At 65.6% G+C, this 20,711-nt stretch carries 18 protein-coding genes; 14 read left to right on the top strand and 4 right to left on the bottom strand.

The genetic code is table 11. The features are described from left to right. Positions 1–6: 6 nt before the first annotated feature. The 4 genes from dbpA to dnaA form a co-directional block, all read right to left on the bottom strand. The gene (gene dbpA, locus EJE94_RS03700) at positions 7–1,395 is read right to left on the bottom strand and encodes an ATP-dependent RNA helicase DbpA (protein ID WP_121240120.1); all 1,389 of its coding nucleotides are present in this window, start codon (positions 1,393–1,395) and stop codon (positions 7–9) included. A 14-nt stretch (positions 1,396–1,409) separates the two neighbouring features. Next, on the bottom strand, positions 1,410–3,887 hold the full coding sequence (gene gyrB / locus EJE94_RS03695) for a DNA topoisomerase (ATP-hydrolyzing) subunit B (RefSeq protein WP_121240119.1): 2,478 nt from the start codon (positions 3,885–3,887) through the stop codon (positions 1,410–1,412). Between the two features lie 25 nt (positions 3,888–3,912). Beyond that, positions 3,913–5,016, bottom strand: coding sequence for a DNA polymerase III subunit beta (gene dnaN, locus EJE94_RS03690; RefSeq protein WP_121240118.1), 1,104 nt, complete (start codon positions 5,014–5,016; stop codon positions 3,913–3,915). Positions 5,017–5,231: 215 nt separating this feature from the next. Beyond that, entirely contained in the window at positions 5,232–6,662 is a 1,431-nt protein-coding gene (dnaA, locus tag EJE94_RS03685; RefSeq protein ID WP_121240117.1) for a chromosomal replication initiator protein DnaA, read from the bottom strand. Between the two features lie 275 nt (positions 6,663–6,937). Between dnaA and rpmH the strand changes: the two genes are divergently transcribed. From rpmH to EJE94_RS03615, 14 genes are all read left to right on the top strand, one after another. Further along, complete coding sequence (rpmH, locus tag EJE94_RS03680) at positions 6,938–7,072, top strand: 50S ribosomal protein L34 (RefSeq protein WP_084207511.1); 135 nt, start codon at positions 6,938–6,940, stop codon at positions 7,070–7,072. Continuing rightward, positions 7,041–7,466: a ribonuclease P protein component gene (gene rnpA / locus EJE94_RS03675; protein WP_243642511.1), complete on the top strand. Its 426-nt coding sequence runs from the start codon at positions 7,041–7,043 to the stop codon at positions 7,464–7,466. The genes rpmH and rnpA overlap by 32 nt, the downstream gene beginning before the upstream one ends. Further along, positions 7,463–7,696: a membrane protein insertion efficiency factor YidD gene (gene yidD, locus EJE94_RS03670; protein ID WP_121240116.1), complete on the top strand. Its 234-nt coding sequence runs from the start codon at positions 7,463–7,465 to the stop codon at positions 7,694–7,696. Before rnpA ends, yidD begins: the two co-directional genes overlap by 4 nt. A 28-nt stretch (positions 7,697–7,724) precedes the next feature. Then, positions 7,725–9,365 carry a membrane protein insertase YidC gene (yidC, locus tag EJE94_RS03665; protein ID WP_121240115.1) on the top strand — a complete coding sequence of 547 codons (1,641 nt, stop codon included), beginning with the start codon at positions 7,725–7,727 and terminating at the stop codon, positions 9,363–9,365. Further along, entirely contained in the window at positions 9,343–10,728 is a 1,386-nt protein-coding gene (gene mnmE, locus EJE94_RS03660; protein WP_121240114.1) for a tRNA uridine-5-carboxymethylaminomethyl(34) synthesis GTPase MnmE, read from the top strand. Before yidC ends, mnmE begins: the two co-directional genes overlap by 23 nt. After that, complete coding sequence (locus EJE94_RS03655; protein WP_121240113.1) at positions 10,725–11,498, top strand: sulfite exporter TauE/SafE family protein; 774 nt, start codon at positions 10,725–10,727, stop codon at positions 11,496–11,498. The genes mnmE and EJE94_RS03655 overlap by 4 nt, the downstream gene beginning before the upstream one ends. Before the next feature lie 33 nt (positions 11,499–11,531). Next, positions 11,532–12,677 carry an ABC transporter substrate-binding protein gene (locus EJE94_RS03650; RefSeq protein WP_121240112.1) on the top strand — a complete coding sequence of 382 codons (1,146 nt, stop codon included), beginning with the start codon at positions 11,532–11,534 and terminating at the stop codon, positions 12,675–12,677. Between the two features lie 94 nt (positions 12,678–12,771). Further along, positions 12,772–13,809 carry a branched-chain amino acid ABC transporter permease gene (locus EJE94_RS03645; RefSeq protein WP_121240111.1) on the top strand — a complete coding sequence of 346 codons (1,038 nt, stop codon included), beginning with the start codon at positions 12,772–12,774 and terminating at the stop codon, positions 13,807–13,809. Beyond that, positions 13,806–15,596, top strand: a complete 1,791-nt coding sequence (locus EJE94_RS03640) for a branched-chain amino acid ABC transporter ATP-binding protein/permease (RefSeq protein WP_121240110.1) — start codon at positions 13,806–13,808, stop codon at positions 15,594–15,596. Before EJE94_RS03645 ends, EJE94_RS03640 begins: the two co-directional genes overlap by 4 nt. After that, positions 15,596–16,333 carry an ABC transporter ATP-binding protein gene (locus EJE94_RS03635; RefSeq protein WP_121240109.1) on the top strand — a complete coding sequence of 246 codons (738 nt, stop codon included), beginning with the start codon at positions 15,596–15,598 and terminating at the stop codon, positions 16,331–16,333. The genes EJE94_RS03640 and EJE94_RS03635 overlap by 1 nt, the downstream gene beginning before the upstream one ends. 138 nt (positions 16,334–16,471) lie before the next feature. Then, positions 16,472–18,346 carry a tRNA uridine-5-carboxymethylaminomethyl(34) synthesis enzyme MnmG gene (gene mnmG / locus EJE94_RS03630; RefSeq protein WP_121240108.1) on the top strand — a complete coding sequence of 625 codons (1,875 nt, stop codon included), beginning with the start codon at positions 16,472–16,474 and terminating at the stop codon, positions 18,344–18,346. A 103-nt stretch (positions 18,347–18,449) separates the two neighbouring features. Next, positions 18,450–19,073, top strand: coding sequence for a 16S rRNA (guanine(527)-N(7))-methyltransferase RsmG (rsmG, locus tag EJE94_RS03625; RefSeq protein WP_121240107.1), 624 nt, complete (start codon positions 18,450–18,452; stop codon positions 19,071–19,073). A 2-nt stretch (positions 19,074–19,075) separates the two neighbouring features. Then, positions 19,076–19,855 (top strand): ParA family protein, encoded by a 780-nt coding sequence (locus EJE94_RS03620; RefSeq protein ID WP_121240106.1) that lies wholly within the window; start codon positions 19,076–19,078, stop codon positions 19,853–19,855. Then, positions 19,852–20,700, top strand: coding sequence for a ParB/RepB/Spo0J family partition protein (locus EJE94_RS03615; RefSeq protein WP_121240105.1), 849 nt, complete (start codon positions 19,852–19,854; stop codon positions 20,698–20,700). The genes EJE94_RS03620 and EJE94_RS03615 overlap by 4 nt, the downstream gene beginning before the upstream one ends. The last annotated feature ends 11 nt before the right edge of the window (positions 20,701–20,711 follow it).

Genomic DNA, 20,711 nt, shown 5'->3' with positions numbered 1-20,711 from the left:
CCGGCGTCAGGCCGGCGCCAGCAGGCTCAGGCGGAAGCGCCGGCCCTTGATGCCGGCGTCGGCCAGGCTGTGCAGCGCGCGCGCGGCGGCGTGGCGGTCGAGCGCGACGTAGCAGGTATCGTCGAAGACGTCGATGCGGCCGACCTGGTCCTTGCTCAGTCCGGCGACGCCGGTCAGCGCACCGAGCAGGTCGCCCGGGCGCAGCTTGTCGCGGCGCCCGGCGAGGATGCGCAGGGTCTGCATCGGCGCCTGCAAGGCCTCGCCCGCGGCCGGCTCGAGCCCGGCGAGATCGCACCAGTTCACCGGGCCGCGCTGCCAGGCCTCGATCAGCTTGACCCACTTGCGCTCGCTCGGCGCGCACAGGCTCAAGGCCAGGCCCACCTCGTCGCCGCGGCCGGTGCGGCCGATGCGGTGGGTGTGGATTTCGGTGTCCTTGGCGATGTCGACATTGATCACCGCGTCGACAGTGCGGATGTCGAGACCGCGCGCGGCGACGTCGGTGGCGACCAGCACCGAGCAGCTGCGGTTGGCGAACTGCACCAGCAGTTCGTCGCGATCGCGCTGCTCCAGTTCGCCGTGCAGCGCCAGCGCCGAGATGCCCTGCGCGCGCAGCTCGGCGGCCAGTTCGCGGCAGTGGATGCGGGTATTGCAGAAGGCCAGCGTCGATTCCGGGCGGAAGTGGGCCAGCAGGTGGGCGACGGCGTGGTTGCGCTTTTCGTGGGCAACTTCGTAGAAGCGCTCTTCGACGCGGGTGGCGTCCTGCGCGGCATCGACCTTGAGTTCCTGCGGCCGGTCGAGGAAGGCGGCACTGGCCTTGCGCATGTCGTCGGGATAGGTGGCCGAGAACAGCAGCGTCTGCCGTTCCTTCGGACAGGCGCGGACGATGCCCTTGATCTCGTCGAAGAAGCCCATGCCAGCCATGCGATCGGCTTCGTCGAGCACCAGCGTGCGCACGCCGGAGAGGTCGATGCTGTTGCGGCTCATGTGGTCCTGGATACGCCCCGGCGTGCCGACGATAACGTGGGCGCCATGTTCGAGCGAGGCGATCTGCGGCCCCATCGGCGTGCCGCCGCAGAGCGTCAGCACCTTGATGTTGTCCGCAAAGCGGGCGATGCGGCGCAACTCCTTGGCCACCTGGTCGGCCAGCTCGCGGGTCGGGCACAGCACCAGCGCCTGGGTGCCGAAGTCGGCGGGATCGAGCCGGTGCAGGATGCCGATGGCGAAAGCCAGCGTCTTGCCGCTGCCGGTGTCGGCCTGGGCGATGAGGTCGTGCCGCTTGAGGATCAGCGGCAGGCTCTGTGCCTGGATCGCCGTCATCGTCCGATAGCCGAGGCGATCGAGGTTGCGCAGCAGCGCCGGCGGCAGGGGCAGGGCGGAAAAGTCGCGGGTGGTCAAAACCTGCAGCCGACTCAGACGTCGATATTCCGAGCGTAAAGCGCGTTGTCTTCGATGAATTTCCGGCGGGGTTCGACCACGTCACCCATCAGCGTCGTGAAGATCTCGTCGGCGGCGATGGCGTCCTCGATCTGCACCTTGAGCAGACGGCGCACGGCGGGGTCCATGGTGGTCTCCCACAGCTGTTCGGGGTTCATCTCGCCGAGACCCTTGTAGCGCTGCTTGCTGAGGCCGCGCTCGGCTTCGTTGAGCAGCCAGGTCATGGCTTCGGCGAAACTGCCGACGCCCTGCGATTTCTCGCCGCGCAGGATGCTGGCGCCGCTGTCGATCAGGCCGGCGATCATCAGCGCGGTCTTGCGCAGCTGGACGTAATCGCCCGAGTGGATGAAATCCTCGTCGATGTGGCCGGTGCGCAGGTTGCCGTGGCGCATCTTCTCGAGACGCAGCCGCCATTTGTCCGACTTCTCGTGGAATTCGGCGACGATGGCGATGCCGGAAACCCGGCGCGCCAGAGCCGCCGCACTCGCGGCCGCGGCCGCCTCGTTGCCGAGGTCGAGCGGGATGTCGTGCGCGAGCAGGGCATGCAGCACGTCGGGCTCGATGAAATCGGTCAGCCGACGGATCACGGCCTCGGACAGCAGGTAGGCGCGGGCCAGTTCGCCGAGGGCGTCGCCTTCGATGGCGGCAGCCCCCAGTTTCGGCGTCAGCGCCGCGCCGTCAAGCGCCAGCGTCAGCAGGTGCTGGTTCAGTTCGTGGTCGTCCTTGATGTAGCGCTCGCTCTTGCCGTGCTTGATCTTGTACAGCGGCGGCTGGGCGATGTAGATATGGCCGCCTTCGACCAGCTCCGGCATCTGCCGGTAGAAGAAAGTCAGCAGCAGGGTGCGGATGTGCGCGCCGTCCACGTCGGCGTCGGTCATGATGATGATGCGGTGATAGCGCAGCTTCTCCGGCTTGTACTCTTCCTTGCCGAAGCCGCAGCCCAGGGCGGTGATCAGGGTGACGATCTGCTCGGAGGAGATGACCTTGTCCAGCCGCGCCTTCTCGACGTTGAGCACCTTGCCGCGCAGCGGCAGGATCGCCTGGAACTTGCGGTCGCGGCCCTGCTTGGCGGAACCGCCGGCGGAATCGCCCTCGACGATGTAAATCTCGCACAACGCCGGATCTTTTTCCTGGCAGTCGGCCAGCTTGCCGGGCAGGCCGATGTTGTCGAGCACGCCCTTGCGCCGCGTCATCTCGCGCGCCTTGCGCGCCGCTTCGCGGGCCCGCGCGGCCTCGACGATCTTGCCGGTGATGACTTTGGCATCGCCGGGGCGCTCCAGCAGGTACTCGGCGAGTTTCTGCGCCACCACTTCCTGCACCGCCGGCAGCGCCTCGCTCGATACCAGCTTCATCTTGGTCTGCGAGGCGAACTTGGGGTCGGGCATCTTGACCGAGAGCACGCAGGCCAGGCCTTCGCGCATGTCGTCGCCGGCGATGTCGACCTTGGCCTTCTTGGCGATCTCGTTCTCTTCGATGTACTTGTTGATGACGCGGGTCATCGCCTGGCGCAGGCCGGTGAGGTGGGTGCCGCCGTCGGCCTGCGGGATGTTGTTGGTGTAGCAGAGCACCTGCTCGGCGTAGGAGTCGTTCCACTGCATCGCGACTTCGACGCCGATGGTGACGCCGGAATCGCCGACCTTGGATTCGCCGGCCGAGTAGAACACCGTCGGATGCAGCACGGTCTTGCTGCGGTTGATGTATTCGACGAAACCCTTGACCCCGCCGGAGAAGGCGAAATCCTCCTCCTTGGCGTTGCGCTGGTCGATCAGCTTGATCTTGACGCCGTTGTTGAGGAAGGACAGTTCGCGCAGGCGCTTGGCGAGGATGTCGTAGTGGAATTCGATGGCGCCGACACCGAAGATTTCCTCGTCGGCGAGGAAATGCACCTCGGTGCCGCGGTTTTTGGTTTCGCCGGTGACCTTGAGCGGGCTGACCTCGACGCCGTTGACCACCTCGATCAGGCGGTCGACGGCATGGCCGCGATTGAATTCCATTTCGTACTTCTTGCCGTCGCGGCGGATGACCAGGCGCAGCCATTTCGACAGCGCATTGACGCAGGAAACGCCGACGCCATGCAAGCCGCCGGAGACCTTGTAGGAATTCTGGTTGAACTTGCCGCCGGCATGCAGCACGCACATGACGATCTCGGCGGCCGAGCGCTTGGGCTCGTGCTTGTCGTCGAACTTGATGCCGGTGGGAATGCCGCGGCCGTTGTCGGTCACCGAGATCGAGTTGTCGGTGTGGATGGTGATGACGATTTCGTCGCAGTGGCCGGCCAGCGCCTCGTCGATGGCATTGTCGACCACCTCGAACACCATGTGGTGCAGGCCGGTGCCGTCGGAGGTATCGCCGATGTACATGCCGGGGCGCTTGCGCACCGCCTCGAGGCCCTCCAGCTGCTGGATGGAATCCTCGTCGTAGCCGCCGTTGGCGGGGTTCTTCTCTTCAGTCATTGAATTTTCGATTTCCTCGGATGCTCTAGATACGCATCGGCATTACGACGTACTTGAAGCGCTCGTTGTTCGGCAGCACGAACAACGCGCTGGAATTGGCATCGGCCAAGCGACACTCGATGGTCTCGTCGCCGATGTTGTTGAGGACGTCGAGCAGATAGGTGACGTTGAAACCGACGTCGAGGGCATCGCCCTGGTAATCGACCTCGATCTCTTCCTGCGCCTCTTCCTGCTCGGCGTTGGTGGAAAGGATCTTGAGGCTGCCGGGGCCGAGCACGAGGCGCACGCCACGAAATTTCTCGTTGGTGAGAATCGCCGCGCGTTGCAGCGAATGCTGCAGCATGGCACGGTCGAGAAGGATGGCCTTGGTGTGGTGCTGCGGGATGACGCGCTCGTAATCGGGAAACTTGCCGTCGATCAGCTTGGAGACAAGCTCGATATTGCCGAAGCGGAACTGCGCCTGCGTCGGCGTGAGCACGATTTCCAGCGCCTCGTCGTTGTCGGCCAGCTGACGCGACAGCTCAAGCACGGTCTTGCGCGGCAGGATGATTTCGAGGCGGCCGTGTTGTTCGGCCAGCTCCTCTGCAGCATAGGCCAAGCGATGGCCGTCGGTCGCCACCACGCGCATCTCGTTGCCGGTCACCACCAGCAAAAGGCCGTTGAGGTAGTAGCGGATATCCTGCTGCGCCATGGCGTACTGCACCAGCGCGAGCAGGCGCTTGAACTGCTTCTGCGTCACCTTGAGCGCTGTCTGCTGGCCATCGCCCGCGGCCATGCGCGGGAAATCCTCAGCCGGCAGGGTCTGCAGGTTGAAGCGGCTCTTGCCGGCCTTGAGCTGCAGACGCTTGTCCTCGTAGGCCAGGCTGACATCGGCTGACTCGGGCAGGGAACGCAGAATGTCCTGCATCTTGCGTGCGCCGACCGTCAACGCCGCCGTTTCCTTGCCCGCCGCTTCGGCCGCGGTTCGGATCTGAATCTCGATGTCGGTGGCCAACAAGGTCAGGCGTCCACCTTCCATCTCGAGCAGCACGTTGGAAAGGATGGGGAGGGTATGCCGCTTCTCGACAATGCCGCAAACGGACTGCAAGGGAACCAGGAGCTGGTCACGTGGGCCTTTGAATAGAAGCATTTCTTATATCTCCCTGATACTGATGATATAGAGGACAGTTGTCTGTGAATTGATAAAAAATACAATGAAATTATAACGTTACATATGAATTTTGGCTGGTGATAAACACACGGATGCTTGTGGATGATTGTGAGTCAAATAATCGTGAGAGAAACAATCCCGACTTGTCCACATTTCGTCCAGAGGTAATCCAGAGCTTGTTCATCGGTCCTTCATCAGCCTTTGATGGTCTGCATCAGCACGTGCAGGTCGTTGTTGAGGGTGTTGTCGGTACGGCGCAGGTCCGCGATCGTGCGGCAGGCGTGCATGACGGTGGTGTGGTCGCGGCCGCCGAAGGCGTCGCCGATCTCGGGCAGGCTGTGTGGCGTCAGTTCGCGTGTCAGCCACATCGCGACCTGGCGCGGGCGGGCAATCGCGCGGGTACGACGTTGCGAGTACATGTCGGCGACCTTGATCTTGAAGTAGTCGGCGACGGTCTTCTGAATCGATTCCAGGGTGATCTGGCGGTTGGTGGCGCCGATGACGTCCTTTAGTGCTTCCCTGGCGACGTCGAGGGTGATGTCGCGGCCGTGGAAACGGGCGAAGGCGAGTACGCGGTTGAGGGCGCCCTCGAGTTCCCGCACATTGGAGCGCAAGTGCTTGGCGATGAGGAAGGCGACGTCGTCGGACAGCGGCATTTTCGTCGCCTCGGCCTTCTTCTTGAGAATGGCGACGCGCATTTCCAGTTCGGGCGGCTCAATGGCGACCGTGAGGCCCCAGTCGAAGCGCGAGATCAGCCGGTCCTCGAGGCCCTGAATGTCCTTCGGATAGGTATCGCAGGTAATGACGATCTGCTTCTTGGCTTCGATCAGCGCATTGAAGGCGAAAAAGAACTCCTCCTGCGTGCGCTCCTTGTTGCCACCGAGGAACTGGATGTCGTCGATGATCAGCAGGTCAAGCGACGAATAATAGCGTTTCAGTACATCGAAGGCTTTCTGCTGGTAAGCGCGGACGACGTCGGCGATGTAGTCGTGGGCGTGGATGTAGCGAACGACGCGTTGCGGATCCTGCCGCCAGACCTCGTTGCCCAGCGCGTGGGCGAGGTGGGTCTTGCCGAGGCCGACGCCGCCATAGATGAACAGCGGGTTGTACGAGGTGCCGGGATTCTGCGCGCACTGCTGCGCTGCGGCGCGGGCCAGGTCGTTGGCGCGGCCGCTGACCAGGGCGTCGAAGGTGAATTCCGGATTAAGGCGGGAGCGCTCGTAGGCGGGATCCTCGGAGCGCGTTGCAGGTAGGACGTTTGCGACCAGTTCCAGCGGCTCCGCGCTCATGCTGTCTGCCGGTGCAGGCTCCGTTGCCACGTCCGGCGCGATGGCGTCGGTTGAGCGGGGTGTTTCGTCGAGCGTCAGGCTGATGTTTACGGGCTCGGTGAAATACTGATGCGACAGCGCCTCGATCTGGGCCAGGTAGCGCTCGCGCACCCATTGCAGGATGAAGCGGTTGGGGGCGAGCAGACGCATGCGGCGTGCCGGCGCCGAGGCCGAGTCGGCACCGCTGGCGGCCAGACCGTCGTCCTCGAGACGCAGCGACTTGATCCAGGTGTTGAACTGCTGGCTCGGCAGATCACGCTCGAAGCGGTCGAGACAGGCGGACCAGAAATCACTCATGGTCACTCATGCACGCGCGCTCGCGACAAGCGAACGGCAGGGAGAGGGGATACGACGGCAGGCTCACGGCTTTGAAGGGTGTAGTCTCTTAATATTTTGAATTATAAGTATTTTTTTATTCTTCCCGGCGGCTCGGGAAAAGACCCGGAGGCAGGTGAGCGATGGATTCTAGCGACTTCGGAAAAAGTTATCCACAAGGGGGACGACAATAAATTTCTTGACTTTCCAGGCCAGGCGCGCTGTAATCGCGCGTTTTTTCGCAAAAGGTCAAAATCATGAAACGCACCTATCAACCCTCGGTTGTGCGTCGCAAGCGTACCCACGGTTTCCTCGTGCGCATGCGTACCCGCGGTGGTCGTGCCGTGATCCGCGCCCGCCGTGCCAAGGGCCGTCACCGCCTCGCCGTCTGATTCGCCTCGCTCGCTTCCCGGTCTGACCGATCCCCGCCTGAGTTTAGAAAGCGGCGATCGTCTGCACACGGCGGCCGAGTTTTCGGCCGTTTTCAACCACCGCCGGGTTCTGCGCGGCGAGCGCTTCGATCTGCACTATCGTCCCAATGAAGGCGGCGGCGCCCGCTTGGGGCTGGTGATCGCCAAGAAGCTGGCCCGTCGCGCAGTGTTGCGCAACCTCCTCAAGCGCCTCGGGCGCGAGGCTTTTCGGCACGCCCGTGCCGAGCTGCCCGCCTTCGATCTGGTGCTGCGCCTAGCCAAGCCCGTGGCGTCCGCCGGGCGGGCGACCCGCCCGATGGCGAGAACGGACATCGACGCCTTGCTGCAGCGGTTGCGCGAGCGGGCTGCAACATGAAATTCCGGCCCGGATACTGGCTCGCGTTGCCGCTGATCGGGTTGCTGCGCATCTACAAGTATGCGATCAGCCCCATGCTCGGCCGCAGCTGCCGCTTTCACCCGAGCTGCTCGGAGTACGCGATCGAGGCGCTCGAGCGTCACGGACCCGCCAAGGGGCTGTGGCTGGCCATCCGGCGCGTCGGTCGTTGCCATCCGTGGCATCCGGGCGGGTATGATCCGGTTCCCTAAACGTTAGAACTTCCTCGCGACCCCTGTCATGGACAATCAACGCCTGATCCTGCTTCTCGTTTTCAGCTTTTCCCTGATCATGCTTTGGGATGCCTGGGTGAAGCAGGGCCAGCCTCATCCGGCGCCGGGCACTACCACATCGGTGCCGGCCGCTACGGTGGCCGCAGCGCCAGCCCCGACCTCCGGACTGCCCGTGCCGGGTGCCAAGGCTGCTGCCGTGCCGGCTACCCCTGCCAACGCGACCGCCGCGCGTGCCTCGGTCAAGACCGATCTGTTCAGCGCCGACATCTCCGCGCTGGGCGGCGACATCGTTCGCCTCGAACTGCTCAAGCACCGCGCCACCGAAAACACCAAGAACAATTTCGTGCTGTTCGATGACAGGCATGCCTATGCCGCGCAGAGCGGGCTGATCGGCGCGAACCTGCCCAACCACCGTTCCATCTGGACCCTGCCGACGGCCGGCCTCGAGCTCAAGGATGGCCAGGACGAGCTGCGCGTGCGCCTCGAAGCGGCCGGCGGCGATGGCATCAAGGTGGCCAAGACCTATGTTTTCCGCCGCGGCAGCTACCTGGTCGGCGTCGAGCATGAAGTCGTCAACGGCGGCGCGGCTGCCGTCACCCCCAATGTCTACTTCCAGCTTTCGCGCAATAGCCAGGCCCCGGAAGGCGGCAACGCCATGATGTCCACCTTCACCGGCCCGGCTTTCTATACCGATGCCGAGAAATATCACAAGGTCGACTTTGCCGACATCACCAAGGGCAAGGCCAAGGCGCCGGCCCAGGCCGACAACGGCTGGGTGGGCATGGTGCAGCATTACTTCGTCTCGGCCTGGCTGCCGGCGGCGAAGGCACCGCGCGAGTTCTTCATCCGCAAGCTGGGCGACGACCTGTTCGCGGCCGGCGTCATCGTGCCGATGGCGGCCATCGCCCCGGGTGCCAGCGGCAAGCTCGAGACTTCGCTCTTCGCCGGCCCGCAGGAACAGGACAAGCTGGCCAAGGTTGCGCCGGGCCTCGACCTGGTGGTCGACTACGGCTGGCTGACCGTGATCGCCGCGCCGCTGTTCTGGGTGCTGGAAGCCATCTACAAGTTCGTCGGCAACTGGGGCTGGGCCATCATCGGCCTGACGGTGATGCTCAAGCTGATCTTCTTCCCGCTCTCCGCCGCCAGCTACAAATCCATGGCCAAGATGCGCGTGCTGACGCCCAAGCTGACCAAGCTCAAGGAGACCTACGCCGACGACCGCCAGCGCATGAACCAGGAGATGATGGAGCTGTACAAGAAGGAGAAGGTCAACCCGCTCGGCGGCTGCCTGCCCATTGTGGTGCAGATCCCCGTCTTCATCGCACTGTACTGGGTGTTGCTGGGCACGGTCGAGATGCGCGGCGCACCCTGGCTGGGCTGGATCACCGACCTCTCGGCCAAGGATCCCTACTTCATCATGCCGTTGATCATGGGCGTGACCATGTTCGTGCAGACCAAGCTCAACCCGACCCCGCCCGATCCGATACAGGCCAAGGTCATGCTGTTCATGCCCATCGTGTTCACCGGCATGTTCCTGTTCTTCCCGGCGGGCCTGGTGCTCTACTGGACGGTCAACAACGTGCTGTCGATCGCCCAGCAGTGGCAGGTCAACCGCATGATCGAAAGTGCCGGCCTCAAGGCACACTGATACCACTGACACCATCGCTGCCATCGCCACCGCGCCGGGGCGTGGCGGCATCGGCGTGGTGCGGGTATCGGGTCATGACCTGCTGCCTTTCGCGGCGGCGCTGACCGGCAAGGCCCCTGATTCGATCCAGCCGCGGCGTGCCGCCATCGCCGACTTTCTGGCGGGCGACGGCATCGCCATCGATCGCGGCATCCTGCTCCATTTCCCTGCGCCGCATTCCTTCACCGGCGAGGACGTGCTCGAGCTGCAGGGCCACGGCGGTCCGGTGGTGATGCAGCTGCTGTTGGCGCGCGCGATCGAGCTCGGCGCGCGGCTGGCCGATCCGGGCGAGTTCACCCGCCGCGCCTTCCTCAACGACAAGCTCGACCTGGCCCAGGCCGAGGCGGTGGCCGACCTGATCGAGGCCTCGACGGCGCAGGCGGCGCGCTCGGCCCTGCGTTCGCTCTCGGGCGAGTTCTCGCACGCCGTGCATGGCATCGTCGCGCGGCTGACCGAGCTGCGCATGCTGATCGAGGCCACGCTTGATTTCCCCGAGGAGGAGATCGACGCCGAGCAGTTGCTGCGCGACATCGACGCCGCCGCGCGGCTGGCGCAGCTGCGCGCCGACATCGCGGCGCTGCAGGGCAGGGCGCGCCAGGGTGCGATGCTGCGCACCGGCCTGCACGTGGTGCTGGCCGGCCTGCCCAACGTGGGAAAAAGCTCGCTGCTCAACCGCCTCGCCGGCGAGGAGCGCGCCATCGTCACCGAGATCGCCGGCACCACCCGCGATGCGCTGCGCGAGACCATCCACGTCGAGGGCATCCCGCTGCACGTGATCGACACCGCCGGCCTGCGCGAGACCGATGATGCCGTCGAGAAGATAGGCATCGAGCGCACCTGGCAGGAGATCGCCCGTGCCGACGTGGTGCTGCAGATCGTCGATGCCCGCGCCGGCGTCACCCCCGCCGACCATGCCATCGCCGTGCGCCTGCCGGCGGGCATCGAGCGCATCGTGGTCGAGAACAAGTGCGATCTCGCCGGCCTCGTTCCGGGGCGCTTCGAGGACGCGGAACGCGCCGGCCAGGTCCATCTGCGGCTGTCGGCGAAGACCGGCGCGGGCATCGGCCTGCTCCACGACGAATTGCTGCGCGTCGCCGGCTGGGCCGGCCACGGCGAGGACGTGATCCTCGCCCGCGAACGCCATCTCGAGGCGCTGAATCTCGCCGCGGAAAAGTCGGCGCTGGCGGAACGCCAGTTGCGGCAGATCGAATTGTGTGCCGAGGAGCTGCGCCTGGCGCAGGAGGCGCTGGCGGCCATCACCGGCGAATTCACTTCCGACGACCTGCTGGGCGTCATCTTCAGCCGCTTCTGCATCGGCAAATGATCGACGGCGGCGCGTCGACCTTCGGCCTGCTGCTCCTGGCGGCGGCCTTCGCCGGCTTCATCGACGCGGTGGCGGGCGGCGGCGGCCTGATCCAGGTGCCGGCCCTGCTGACCGCGCTGCCGGGAGAAGCGCCGGCCACCGTCTTCGGCACCAACAAGGGCTCGTCGATCTTCGGCACCGCCAACGCCGCCTGGCGCTATGCCCGGCGCATTGCGCTGCCATGGGAGGTGGCGCTGCCGGCGGCGGCCGCGGCCTTCGTCTTCTCCTTCGGCGGCGCCGCGCTGGTGTCGCTGGCGCCGAAGGAATGGCTGCGGCCGCTGATCCTGCTGCTGCTGGTCGCCGTCTTCGTCTACACCATGTTCAAGCGCGACTTCGGCACCGTGGCGCTGGCGCCGAGTTTTTCCGGCGGCGCGACCCGGCCGGCGCTTCTAGCGGGCGCCGTGCTCGGCTTCTACGACGGCTTCTTCGGGCCGGGCGCGGGCAGTTTCATGATCTTCGCCTTCGTCCGCTTTTTCGGCCTGGATTTCCTGCGCGCCTCGAGTGCCGCCAAGGTGGTGAATTTCAGCACCAACCTCGCCGCGCTGTCCTGGTTCGCGCCGACGGGGCACGTGTTGTGGCAGCTGGCGCTGGCGATGGCGGTGTTCAACATCGCCGGGGCGATGGCGGGCAGCCGCCTGGCGATACGCCACGGCAGCGGCTTCGTGCGCGGGGTGTTTCTGGCCGTGACCGCTGTGCTGATCGCGAAATTCGGCTACGATACCCTGCTTTGATGTAGTGACTTTCGTTCCGGAGGAGGAGCAAAAATGCAGAAGAAGAAACTGGTCGCGGGCCTGCTGGTCGCGCTGGCATCCATGGCCGCCCAGGCCGACATCACTGTCGGCGTCAACGTCTCGGCCACCGGCCCGGCCGCCAGCCTGGGGATTCCCGAGAAGAACACCTTCGCCCTGATGCCGACGACCATCGCCGGCCAGAAGATCAACTACATCGTCCTCGACGACGCCTCCGACACCACCACCGCCGTCAAGAACGCGCGTAAGTTCGTCACCGAGAACAAGGTCGATGTCATCCTCGGCTCGACCATCACCCCGAACTCGCTGGCCATGATCGACGTCGCCGCCGAGGCCGAGACGCCGATGGTCTCCATGGCCGCCTCGGCCCGCATCGTCGATCCCGCCAATCCGAAGGTGAAGTGGGTGTTCAAGACGCCGCAGAACGACGTGCAGATGTCGACCGCCATCGTCGAGCACATGACCAACGCCGGCGTCAAGACCGTGGCCTTCATCGGCTTCGCCGACGCCTACGGCGAGGGCTGGTTCCAGGAGTTTTCCAAGATCGCCGAGGCGCGCAAGCTGAAGATCGTCGCCAACGAGCGCTACAACCGCGCCGACACCTCCGTCACCGGCCAGGTGCTTAAAATCATGTCGACCAAGCCCGACGCGGTGCTGGTCGCCGGCTCCGGCACGCCGGCCGCGCTGCCGCAGAAGACGCTGAAGGAAAGGGGTTACGTCGGCAAGTTCTACCAGACCCACGGCGTCGCCAACATGGACTTCCTGCGCGTCTGCGGCAAGGATTGCGAGGGTACCTTCCTGCCCGCCGGCCCCGTGCTGGTGGCGGGCCAGCTGCCCGACAGCAACCCGATCAAGAAGGTGGCGCTCGACTACACCGCCAAGTACGAAGCCGCACACGGCAAGGGCTCGACTTCGACCTTCGGCGCCCACGCCTGGGACGCCGGCCTGCTGCTGGCCAATGCCGTGCCCGCCGCGCTGAAGAAGGCCAAGCCGGGTAGCAAGGAATTCCGCGCCGCCCTGCGCGACGCGCTCGAGGGACTCAAGAACGTCACGGTGTCGCACGGCATCGTGAACATGTCGCCGACCGACCACCTCGGCTTCGACCAGCGCGCCCGCGTCATGGTGGTGATCGAGAACGGGGCCTGGAAACTGCTGAAGTAGGACGGCCATAGCGGCGGACGGTATACTGTCCGCCCCTGAACAAGGGCGCCTGCGCTAGCAAGGCGCCCTTGTTCGCTTCAAGGCTCTCCTAAACATGGACTTCCAGATCGCCCTGCTGCTCGGCCAGGACGGCATCACCAACGGCGCCATCTACGCGCTGCTGGCGCTGGCGCTGGTGCTGGTGTTCGCGGTAACGCGGGTGATCTTCATCCCGCAGGGCGAGTACGTCGCCTTCGGTGCGCTGACCCTGGCCGCCCTGCAGGCCGGTAAGCTGCCGGGCACGCTGTGGCTGCTGCTCGGCATGGGCATTGCGGTGGCCGCCATCGACCTGGCGCTGGCGGTCAGGCGCGGCACGGCGCGGCGCATCCCCGCCATCGTCGGCTGGAACATCGTCTATCCGGCGGCGTTGACGGCGCTGCTGTGGCTGGTGAAACCGGCCGAGCTGCCGTTGCCGGCGCAGGTGCTGCTGGCGCTGGCCGTGGTGGTGCCGCTCGGGCCCATGGTCTATCGCCTCGCCTACCAGCCGCTGGCCGAGGCCTCGGTGCTGGTGCTGCTGATCGTTTCCGTCGCGGTGCATCTGACGCTGGTCGGGTTGGGCCTGCTGTTCTTCGGCGCCGAGGGTTCGCGCACGCCGGCCTTCTCCGAGGGCAACCTCGAAATCGCCGGCCTCACCATCAGTGGCCAGACCATCTGGGTGGTGATCGCCAGCCTGGCCTTGATTGTCACCCTCTACCAGTTGTTCGAGCGCACGCTCTACGGCAAGGCCCTGCGGGCGACGGCCATCAACCGCGTCGGGGCGCGGCTGATGGGCATTTCGACCACCATGGCGGGCAAGCTGTCCTTCCTGCTGGCCGCCGCCATCGGCGCGTTCTCCGGCATCCTCATCGCGCCGATCACCACCATCTACTACGACACCGGCTTCCTCATCGGCCTCAAGGGCTTCGTCGGCGCCATCATCGGCGGGCTGGCGAGCTACCCGGTGGCGGCGGCCGGCGCGGTGCTGGTCGGCCTGCTCGAATCCTTCTCGTCCTTCTACGCCAGCGCCTTCAAGGAAGTGATCGTGTTTACCCTGATCATTCCGGTGCTGCTGTGGCGCTCGCTGACGACGCGCCACGTCGAGGAAGTGGAATGAGGCTGAATCGTGCCGCGCTCGGCCTGTTTCTCGTGCTGCTGGCGGCTGCGCCCTGGGTGCTGGCCGAGTTTCACGTCACCCTGCTCAACTACATCGGGCTCTATTCGCTGGTCGCCCTCGGGCTGGTGCTGCTGACCGGCGTCGGCGGGCTGACCTCCTTCGGGCAAGCGGCCTTCGTCGGCCTCGGTGCCTACACCACGGCGTGGCTGACGACGACGCAGGGGTTGCCACCGGCTCTGGCGCTGCTGGGTGGCTCGCCGTGGCTGGCGCTGCTCCTAGGGTTAGCGCTCACTGCGCTCGTGGCGCTTGTGCTTGGCTGGATGACCCTGCGGCTCTCGGGCCACTACCTGCCGCTCGGCACCATCGCCTGGGGCATTTCGCTGTATTTCCTCTTCGGCAACGTCGAATTCCTCGGCGGCCACACCGGCATCACCGGCATCCCGCTGCTGGGGGTGTTCGGTTTCGAACTCAAGGACTCGCGTCACTACTATTATCTGATCTGGGTGGTTCTGCTCGGTGCCATCTGGCTCACGCAAAACCTGTTGGATTCGCGCGAGGGCAGGGCGATCCGCGCGCTCAAGGGTGGCACGGTGATGGCCGAGGCCATGGGCGTGAATACCGCGCGCTCCAAGGTGGTGATCTTCGTCATCGCCGCGCTCTACGCCTGCGTCTCGGGCTGGCTCTACGCCCACCTGCAGCGTTTCGTCAATCCGACGCCGTTCGGCCTGCACATCGGCATCGAGTATTTGTTCATGGCGGTGATCGGCGGCGCCGCCCACGTCTGGGGTGCGCTGGTCGGCGCCGGCGTGATCACGGTGATGAAACAGTGGCTGCAGGATCTGCTGCCGCAGATCTTCGGCGCCTCGGGCAACTTCGAGGTGATCGTCTTCGGCGTGATGATGATCGTGGTGTTGCAGCGCGCCCGCGACGGTCTCTGGCCGATGCTTATCCGCTGGATGCCGCAGGGCGATGTCGCCAGGGCGGTGCCGGCAGCCGGCCCGCTGCCGCGGCGCGAGGTGCCGGCGGCGGGCACGGTGCTGCTCGAGGTCAGGGACGTGGTGAAGAAGTTCGGCGGCCTCACCGCCAACGACCGCATGAGCCTGGCGGTTGCCGCCGGCGAGATCCTGGCGCTGATCGGTCCCAACGGCGCCGGCAAGAGCACCATGTTCAACTGCATCACGGGCGTTGATGCCCCGACTTCGGGCGAGATTCGCTTCCGCGGCGAGCGCATCGATAGCTTGGCCGCGCGCGACATCGCCCGTCGCGGCATGAGCCGGACCTTCCAGCACGTGCGCCTGCTGCCGGCGATGTCGGTGCTCGAGAACGTCGCCATCGGCGCCCACCTGCGCGGCAGCCAGGGCGTGGCTGCCGCCGCATTGCACCTCGAGCGCGCGGAGGAGGCGCGGCTGCTGGCGGAAGGGGCGCGGCAGATCGAGCGCGTCGGCCTTGGCACCCACATGTTCGACCAGGCCGGCAGTCTGGCACTGGGCCAGCAGCGCATCGTCGAGATCGCCCGCGCGCTCGCCGCCGATCCCTGCCTGCTGCTGCTCGACGAGCCGGCCGCCGGCCTGCGCTATCTGGAGAAGCAGGCGCTGGCCGACCTGCTGAACAAGCTCAAGGGCGAGGGCATGGGCATCCTGCTAGTCGAGCACGACATGGATTTCGTCATGGGGCTGGCCGACCGGGTGGTGGTGATGGAGTTCGGCGAGAAGATCGCCGAGGGCCTGCCGCAGGATGTGCAGAAAGACCCGGCGGTGCTGGAAGCGTATCTCGGCGGAGTCGAATGATGAGCACGGCGCCCGTTCTCGAAGTCCGCGACCTCTGCGTCTCCTACGGCAAGGTCGAGGCGCTGCACCATGTCTCGCTCAAGGTCGAGACCGGCCAGATCGTCACCGTGATCGGCCCGAATGGTGCCGGCAAGACCACGCTGCTCTCCGCCATCATGGGCGTGCTGCCACGCAGCCAAGGCGAGATCGCCTACCTCGGTCATGCCCAGCGAGAGATCGAGGTCGAGCGCATGGTGGCGCAGGGCATGACGTTGGTCCCGGAGTCGCGCGCCCTGTTCGGCGAGATGACGGTCGAGGACAACCTGCTCCTCGGTGCCTTCATGCGCCACCGTCTCGGCCACCGCGACGAGCGTGCGACCATGGCGCAGGTCTTCGAGATATTTCCGCGTCTGAGGGAACGTCACACCCAGATGGCTGGCACCCTTTCCGGCGGCGAGCGGCAGATGTTGGCCGTTGGTCGTGCCCTGATGGCTAGGCCCCGGCTCCTGTTGCTGGACGAGCCCAGTCTCGGCCTGGCGCCGCTGATCGTGCGCGAGATCTTCCGCATCGTTGCCGATCTCAAAAAGAGTGGGGTGGCGGTGCTGCTGGTCGAGCAGAATGCCCGCGCCGCGCTGCAGATCGCCGACTATGGCTATGTACTCGAAACCGGGGAAGTCGCTATCAGTGGGCCGAGCGATCAGCTGCAGGATGACCCGAAAGTGATCGAGTCCTATCTGGGGCTGGGCGGCAAGCACTGATTTTGTTTCACGTGAAACTTCGCGAAACGACGTTTCACGTGAAACACCAACCTCCGGTTTGAACTGACTTCGTCGGCAGGCGTATCATTGCGCCTCTTTTGAATTCCCCTCGCCTCCCGCCAGCGCCGACTTATTGTCATGCTATTTCCGGCTCGTTTTGATGTGATCGTTGTCGGTGGCGGCCATGCCGGCACTGAGGCTGCGCTGGCCGCCGCGCGGTCCGGCGCGGCGACGCTGCTGCTGACGCACAACATCGAGACGCTGGGTGCCATGTCGTGCAACCCCTCGATCGGCGGCATCGGCAAGGGCCATATGGTCAAGGAGGTCGATGCCCTCGGCGGGGCGATGGCGGCTGCCACCGACGAAGCCGGCATCCAGTTCCGCATCCTCAACGCCTCCAAGGGGCCGGCGGTGCGCGCCACCCGTGCCCAGGCCGACCGCAACCTTTACAAGCAGGCCATCCGCGGCCGCCTCGAAAACCAGGTGAACCTCACGCTGTTCCAGGCGGCGGTCGATGACCTGACGCTGGCGGGCGACAAGGTCAGCGGCGTCGTCACCCAGCTCGGCATCCGCTTCGAGGCGCCGGCGGTGGTGCTTACCGCCGGCACTTTTCTCAACGGCCTCGTGCATGTCGGCCTCGAGAACTACCGCGCCGGCCGCTTCGGCGACCCGCCGGCAATCTCGCTGGCGCAGCGTCTGCGCGAACTACAGTTGCCGGTCGGCCGCCTCAAGACCGGCACGCCGCCGCGCCTCGACGGCCGGACCATCGACTACTCGGTGATGCAGGTGCAGCCCGGCGACGACCCGGTGCCGGTGTTCTCCTTCCTGGGCCGGGCCGAGCAGCATCCGCGCCAGGTGTCGTGCTGGATCACCCATACCAATGCCCGCACCCACGACATCATCCGCGCCGGTCTCGATCGCTCGCCGATGTTCACCGGCGTGATCGAAGGGGTCGGGCCGCGCTACTGCCCCTCGATCGAGGACAAGATCCACCGCTTCGCCGGCCGGGACGAGCATCAGGTCTTCCTCGAACCCGAAGGCCTGACGACCCACGAGATCTATCCGCAGGGGGTGTCGACCTCCTTGCCTTTCGACGTCCAGCTCGAGCTGGTGCGCTCGATCCGCGGCCTCGAGCACGCCCACATCCTGCGCCCCGGCTACGCCATCGAGTACGATTACTTCGACCCGCGCAACCTCAAGGCGTCGTTCGAAACCAAGTCGATCGCGGGGCTGTTCTTCGCCGGCCAGATCAACGGCACCACGGGCTACGAGGAGGCGGCGGCACAGGGATTGCTCGCCGGCGTAAATGCCGCCCGTTGCGCCCGCGATCTGGAAGCGTGGAGCCCGCGCCGCGACCAAGCCTATCTCGGTGTGCTGGTCGACGACCTCATCACCCGCGGCGTCTCCGAACCCTACCGCATGTTTACCAGCCGCGCCGAGTACCGCCTCTCCCTGCGCGAGGACAACGCCGACCTCCGCTTGACCCAGATCGGCCGCGAACTCGGGCTTGTGGACGATGCGCGCTGGGCCGCCTTCAACCGCAAGCGTGACGCGATCGCCACCGAGACCGAGCGCCTGAAGAGCGTCTGGATCAATCCGCGTCTGGTGCCGGAAGCCGACGCCTTGCGCGTGCTGACCAAACCACTCGAGCGCGAGTACCGCCTGTTCGACCTGCTGCGTCGCCCGGAAGTGACCTATGCCAGCCTGCTGACCCTGCCCGGTGCGGGGGAGGGCGTGGCTGAGCCGACCGTGGCCGAGCAGGTGGAGATCCAGGCTAAGTACCACGGCTACATCGAGCGGCAGAAGGAGGAGGTCGCGCGCAGCCAGGCCAGCGAGGAACTGCGCCTGCCGGATGGCCTCGACTATGCCGAGGTGCGCGGCCTCGGCATCGAGGTGCAGCAGAAACTCAACCAGCACCGCCCGGAAACCCTGGGGCAGGCGGCGCGCATCCAGGGCGTCACGCCGGCGGCGATCTCCCTGCTGCTGGTCCATTTGAAGAAGAGGGCGGCATGAGCAGGGAGCAGGGGCCCCGTCAGGGCATGCGACCGACCGCGATTGCCGCCGGTCGCCGACACGATGACGCAGCCGACTGCGCTTGGGGATCGGAGGCGACGGCATGACGCCGGCGGAACAACTGCACGCAGGCATCGCCGCGCTGGGATTGACATTGTCCGACGGGGCGGAACGGCAGTTGCTCGCCTACCTCGATCTGCTGGCGAAATGGAATCGCACCTACAATCTGACGGCAGTACGCAAGGCGGACGAGATGGTGACGCATCACCTGCTCGACTCGTTGGCCGTTCTGCCGAGGTTGGAAAAGTCGGTGCCTGCGATACGGCGGCTGGTCGACGTGGGCAGCGGCGCCGGGGTGCCGGGGCTGGTACTGGCCATCGTTCGGCCGGAGCTCGAGGTCGCCTCGATCGAGGCCAGCCAGAAGAAGACCGCCTTTCAGCAACAGACGAAAATCGAACTCGGCCTCTCCAATGTGAGCATTCACTGCGCCCGTTCAGAAGCCATTAACGAGACGTTCGATGCAGCCATCTCGCGCGCCTTTGCCAGTCTCGCCGATTTCGTTCGCTATGCCGGGCATCTCTCGCAACGGCTGCTCGCAATGAAAGGGCAGTATCCGGCCGACGAGGTCGCCGCATTGCCGGCTGGCTGGCGACTCGCCAGCAGCCATGACCTTTCGGTGCCGGGGCTCGACGCCCAACGCCATCTGCTTGTCCTGGAGAAGACTTGACCATGCACATATTCGCGATCGCCAACCAGAAGGGTGGGGTTGGCAAGACCACGACCTCGGTCAATCTCGCCGCCGCCCTGCAGATGGCCGGCAAGCGCACGCTGCTGATCGACCTCGACCCGCAGGGTAATGCCACCATGGGTGCCGGCATCGACAAACGGGCGTTGCCGCGCTCGGTCTACCACGTGTTGCTCGGTCTCGCCGCTTTGGCCGAGGCGCGCGCCACTTCGCCCAGCGGCGGCTTCGACGTGCTGCCCGCCAACCGGGACCTGGCTGGTGCCGAGGTCGAGTTGGTGAACCTTGACCAGCGGGAACTACGGCTCAAGCAAGCGCTCGCCAACCATAGCGCCGACTATGATTTTGTGCTGATCGATTGCCCGCCTTCGCTGTCGATGCTGACGCTCAACGGCCTCTGCGCCGCGCACGGCGTGATCATCCCGATGCAGTGCGAGTACTACGCACTGGAGGGCCTGTCGGACCTGGTCAACACCATCAAGCAGGTGCACAAGAACCTCAATCGCGACCTGCGCATCATCGGCCTGCTGCGGGTGATGTTCGATCCGCGTTCCCTGCTGGCCAACCAGGTGTCGCAGCAGCTTGAGCAGCATTTCGGCGACAAGGTGTTCAAGACGCTGGTGCCGCGCAACGTGCGCCTGGCGGAGGCGCCGTCGCACGGCGTGCCCGGCGTGCTGTTCGACAAGGCGGCCAAAGGTGCGCAGGCTTACATGACTTTCGCGAGCGAGATGATCGAGCGCGTAGCTACCTGGGAGAATGAACAATGAGTCCTCCGAAAATGAAAGGCCTGGGCCGCGGCCTCGATGCCCTGCTGGCCGCCAACAACACCGCCGACGCCCACCGCCAGGAAACCCTGCCGGTGACGGCGCTGCAGCCCGGCAAGTACCAGCCGCGCACGCGCATGGACCCGGGTTCGCTCGAGGAACTGGCGGCTTCGATCAAGGCCCAGGGCCTGATCCAGCCCATTTCCGTGCGGCCGGTCAGCGGCGGCCGCTACGAGATCATCGCCGGCGAGCGGCGCTGGCGCGCATCGCAGATTGCCGGCCTGTCCGAAGTACCGGTGCTGATTCGCGAGATCCCGGACGATGCAGCTCTGGCCATGTCGCTGATCGAGAACATCCAGCGCGAGGACCTTAATCCGCTGGAGGAGGCTGCCGGTGTGCAGCGACTGATCGACGAATTCGCCATGACCCATCAGGAGGCGGCCGACGCTGTCGGCCGCTCGCGTCCCGCGACGACCAACCTGCTGCGCCTGCTGCAGCTGGCGAAGCCGGCGCAGGACATGCTGATGGCCGGCGACATCGAAATGGGCCATGCCCGCGCCCTGCTGCCGCTGCCCAAGAGCGAGCAGGGCAGGGTGGCGGCACAAGTCGTGGACAAGGGCTATTCGGTGCGTGAGACGGAGCGCATGGTGGCGCGTACCCTCAATCCGCCGCAGCACAAGGCAGCGGCGAAGGCGCTGGATCGCGACCTGCTGCGCCTCGAGGAAGAGCTGGCCGACAGCCTGGGCGCGACGGTAAAGATCGCCGCCAACCGCAAGGGTGCCGGCAGCCTGACGATACGCTTCGGCAGTCTCGACCAGCTCGAAGGCCTGTTGGCGCGCATGAAATAAGTGTGCACATG

The organism is Sulfurisoma sediminicola (assembly GCF_003865015.1).
GTDB lineage: Bacteria > Pseudomonadota > Gammaproteobacteria > Burkholderiales > Rhodocyclaceae > Sulfurisoma > Sulfurisoma sediminicola.
The sequence above is the reverse complement of the archived record's forward strand: the minus strand, read 5'-3'. Positions and strand labels throughout refer to the sequence as shown.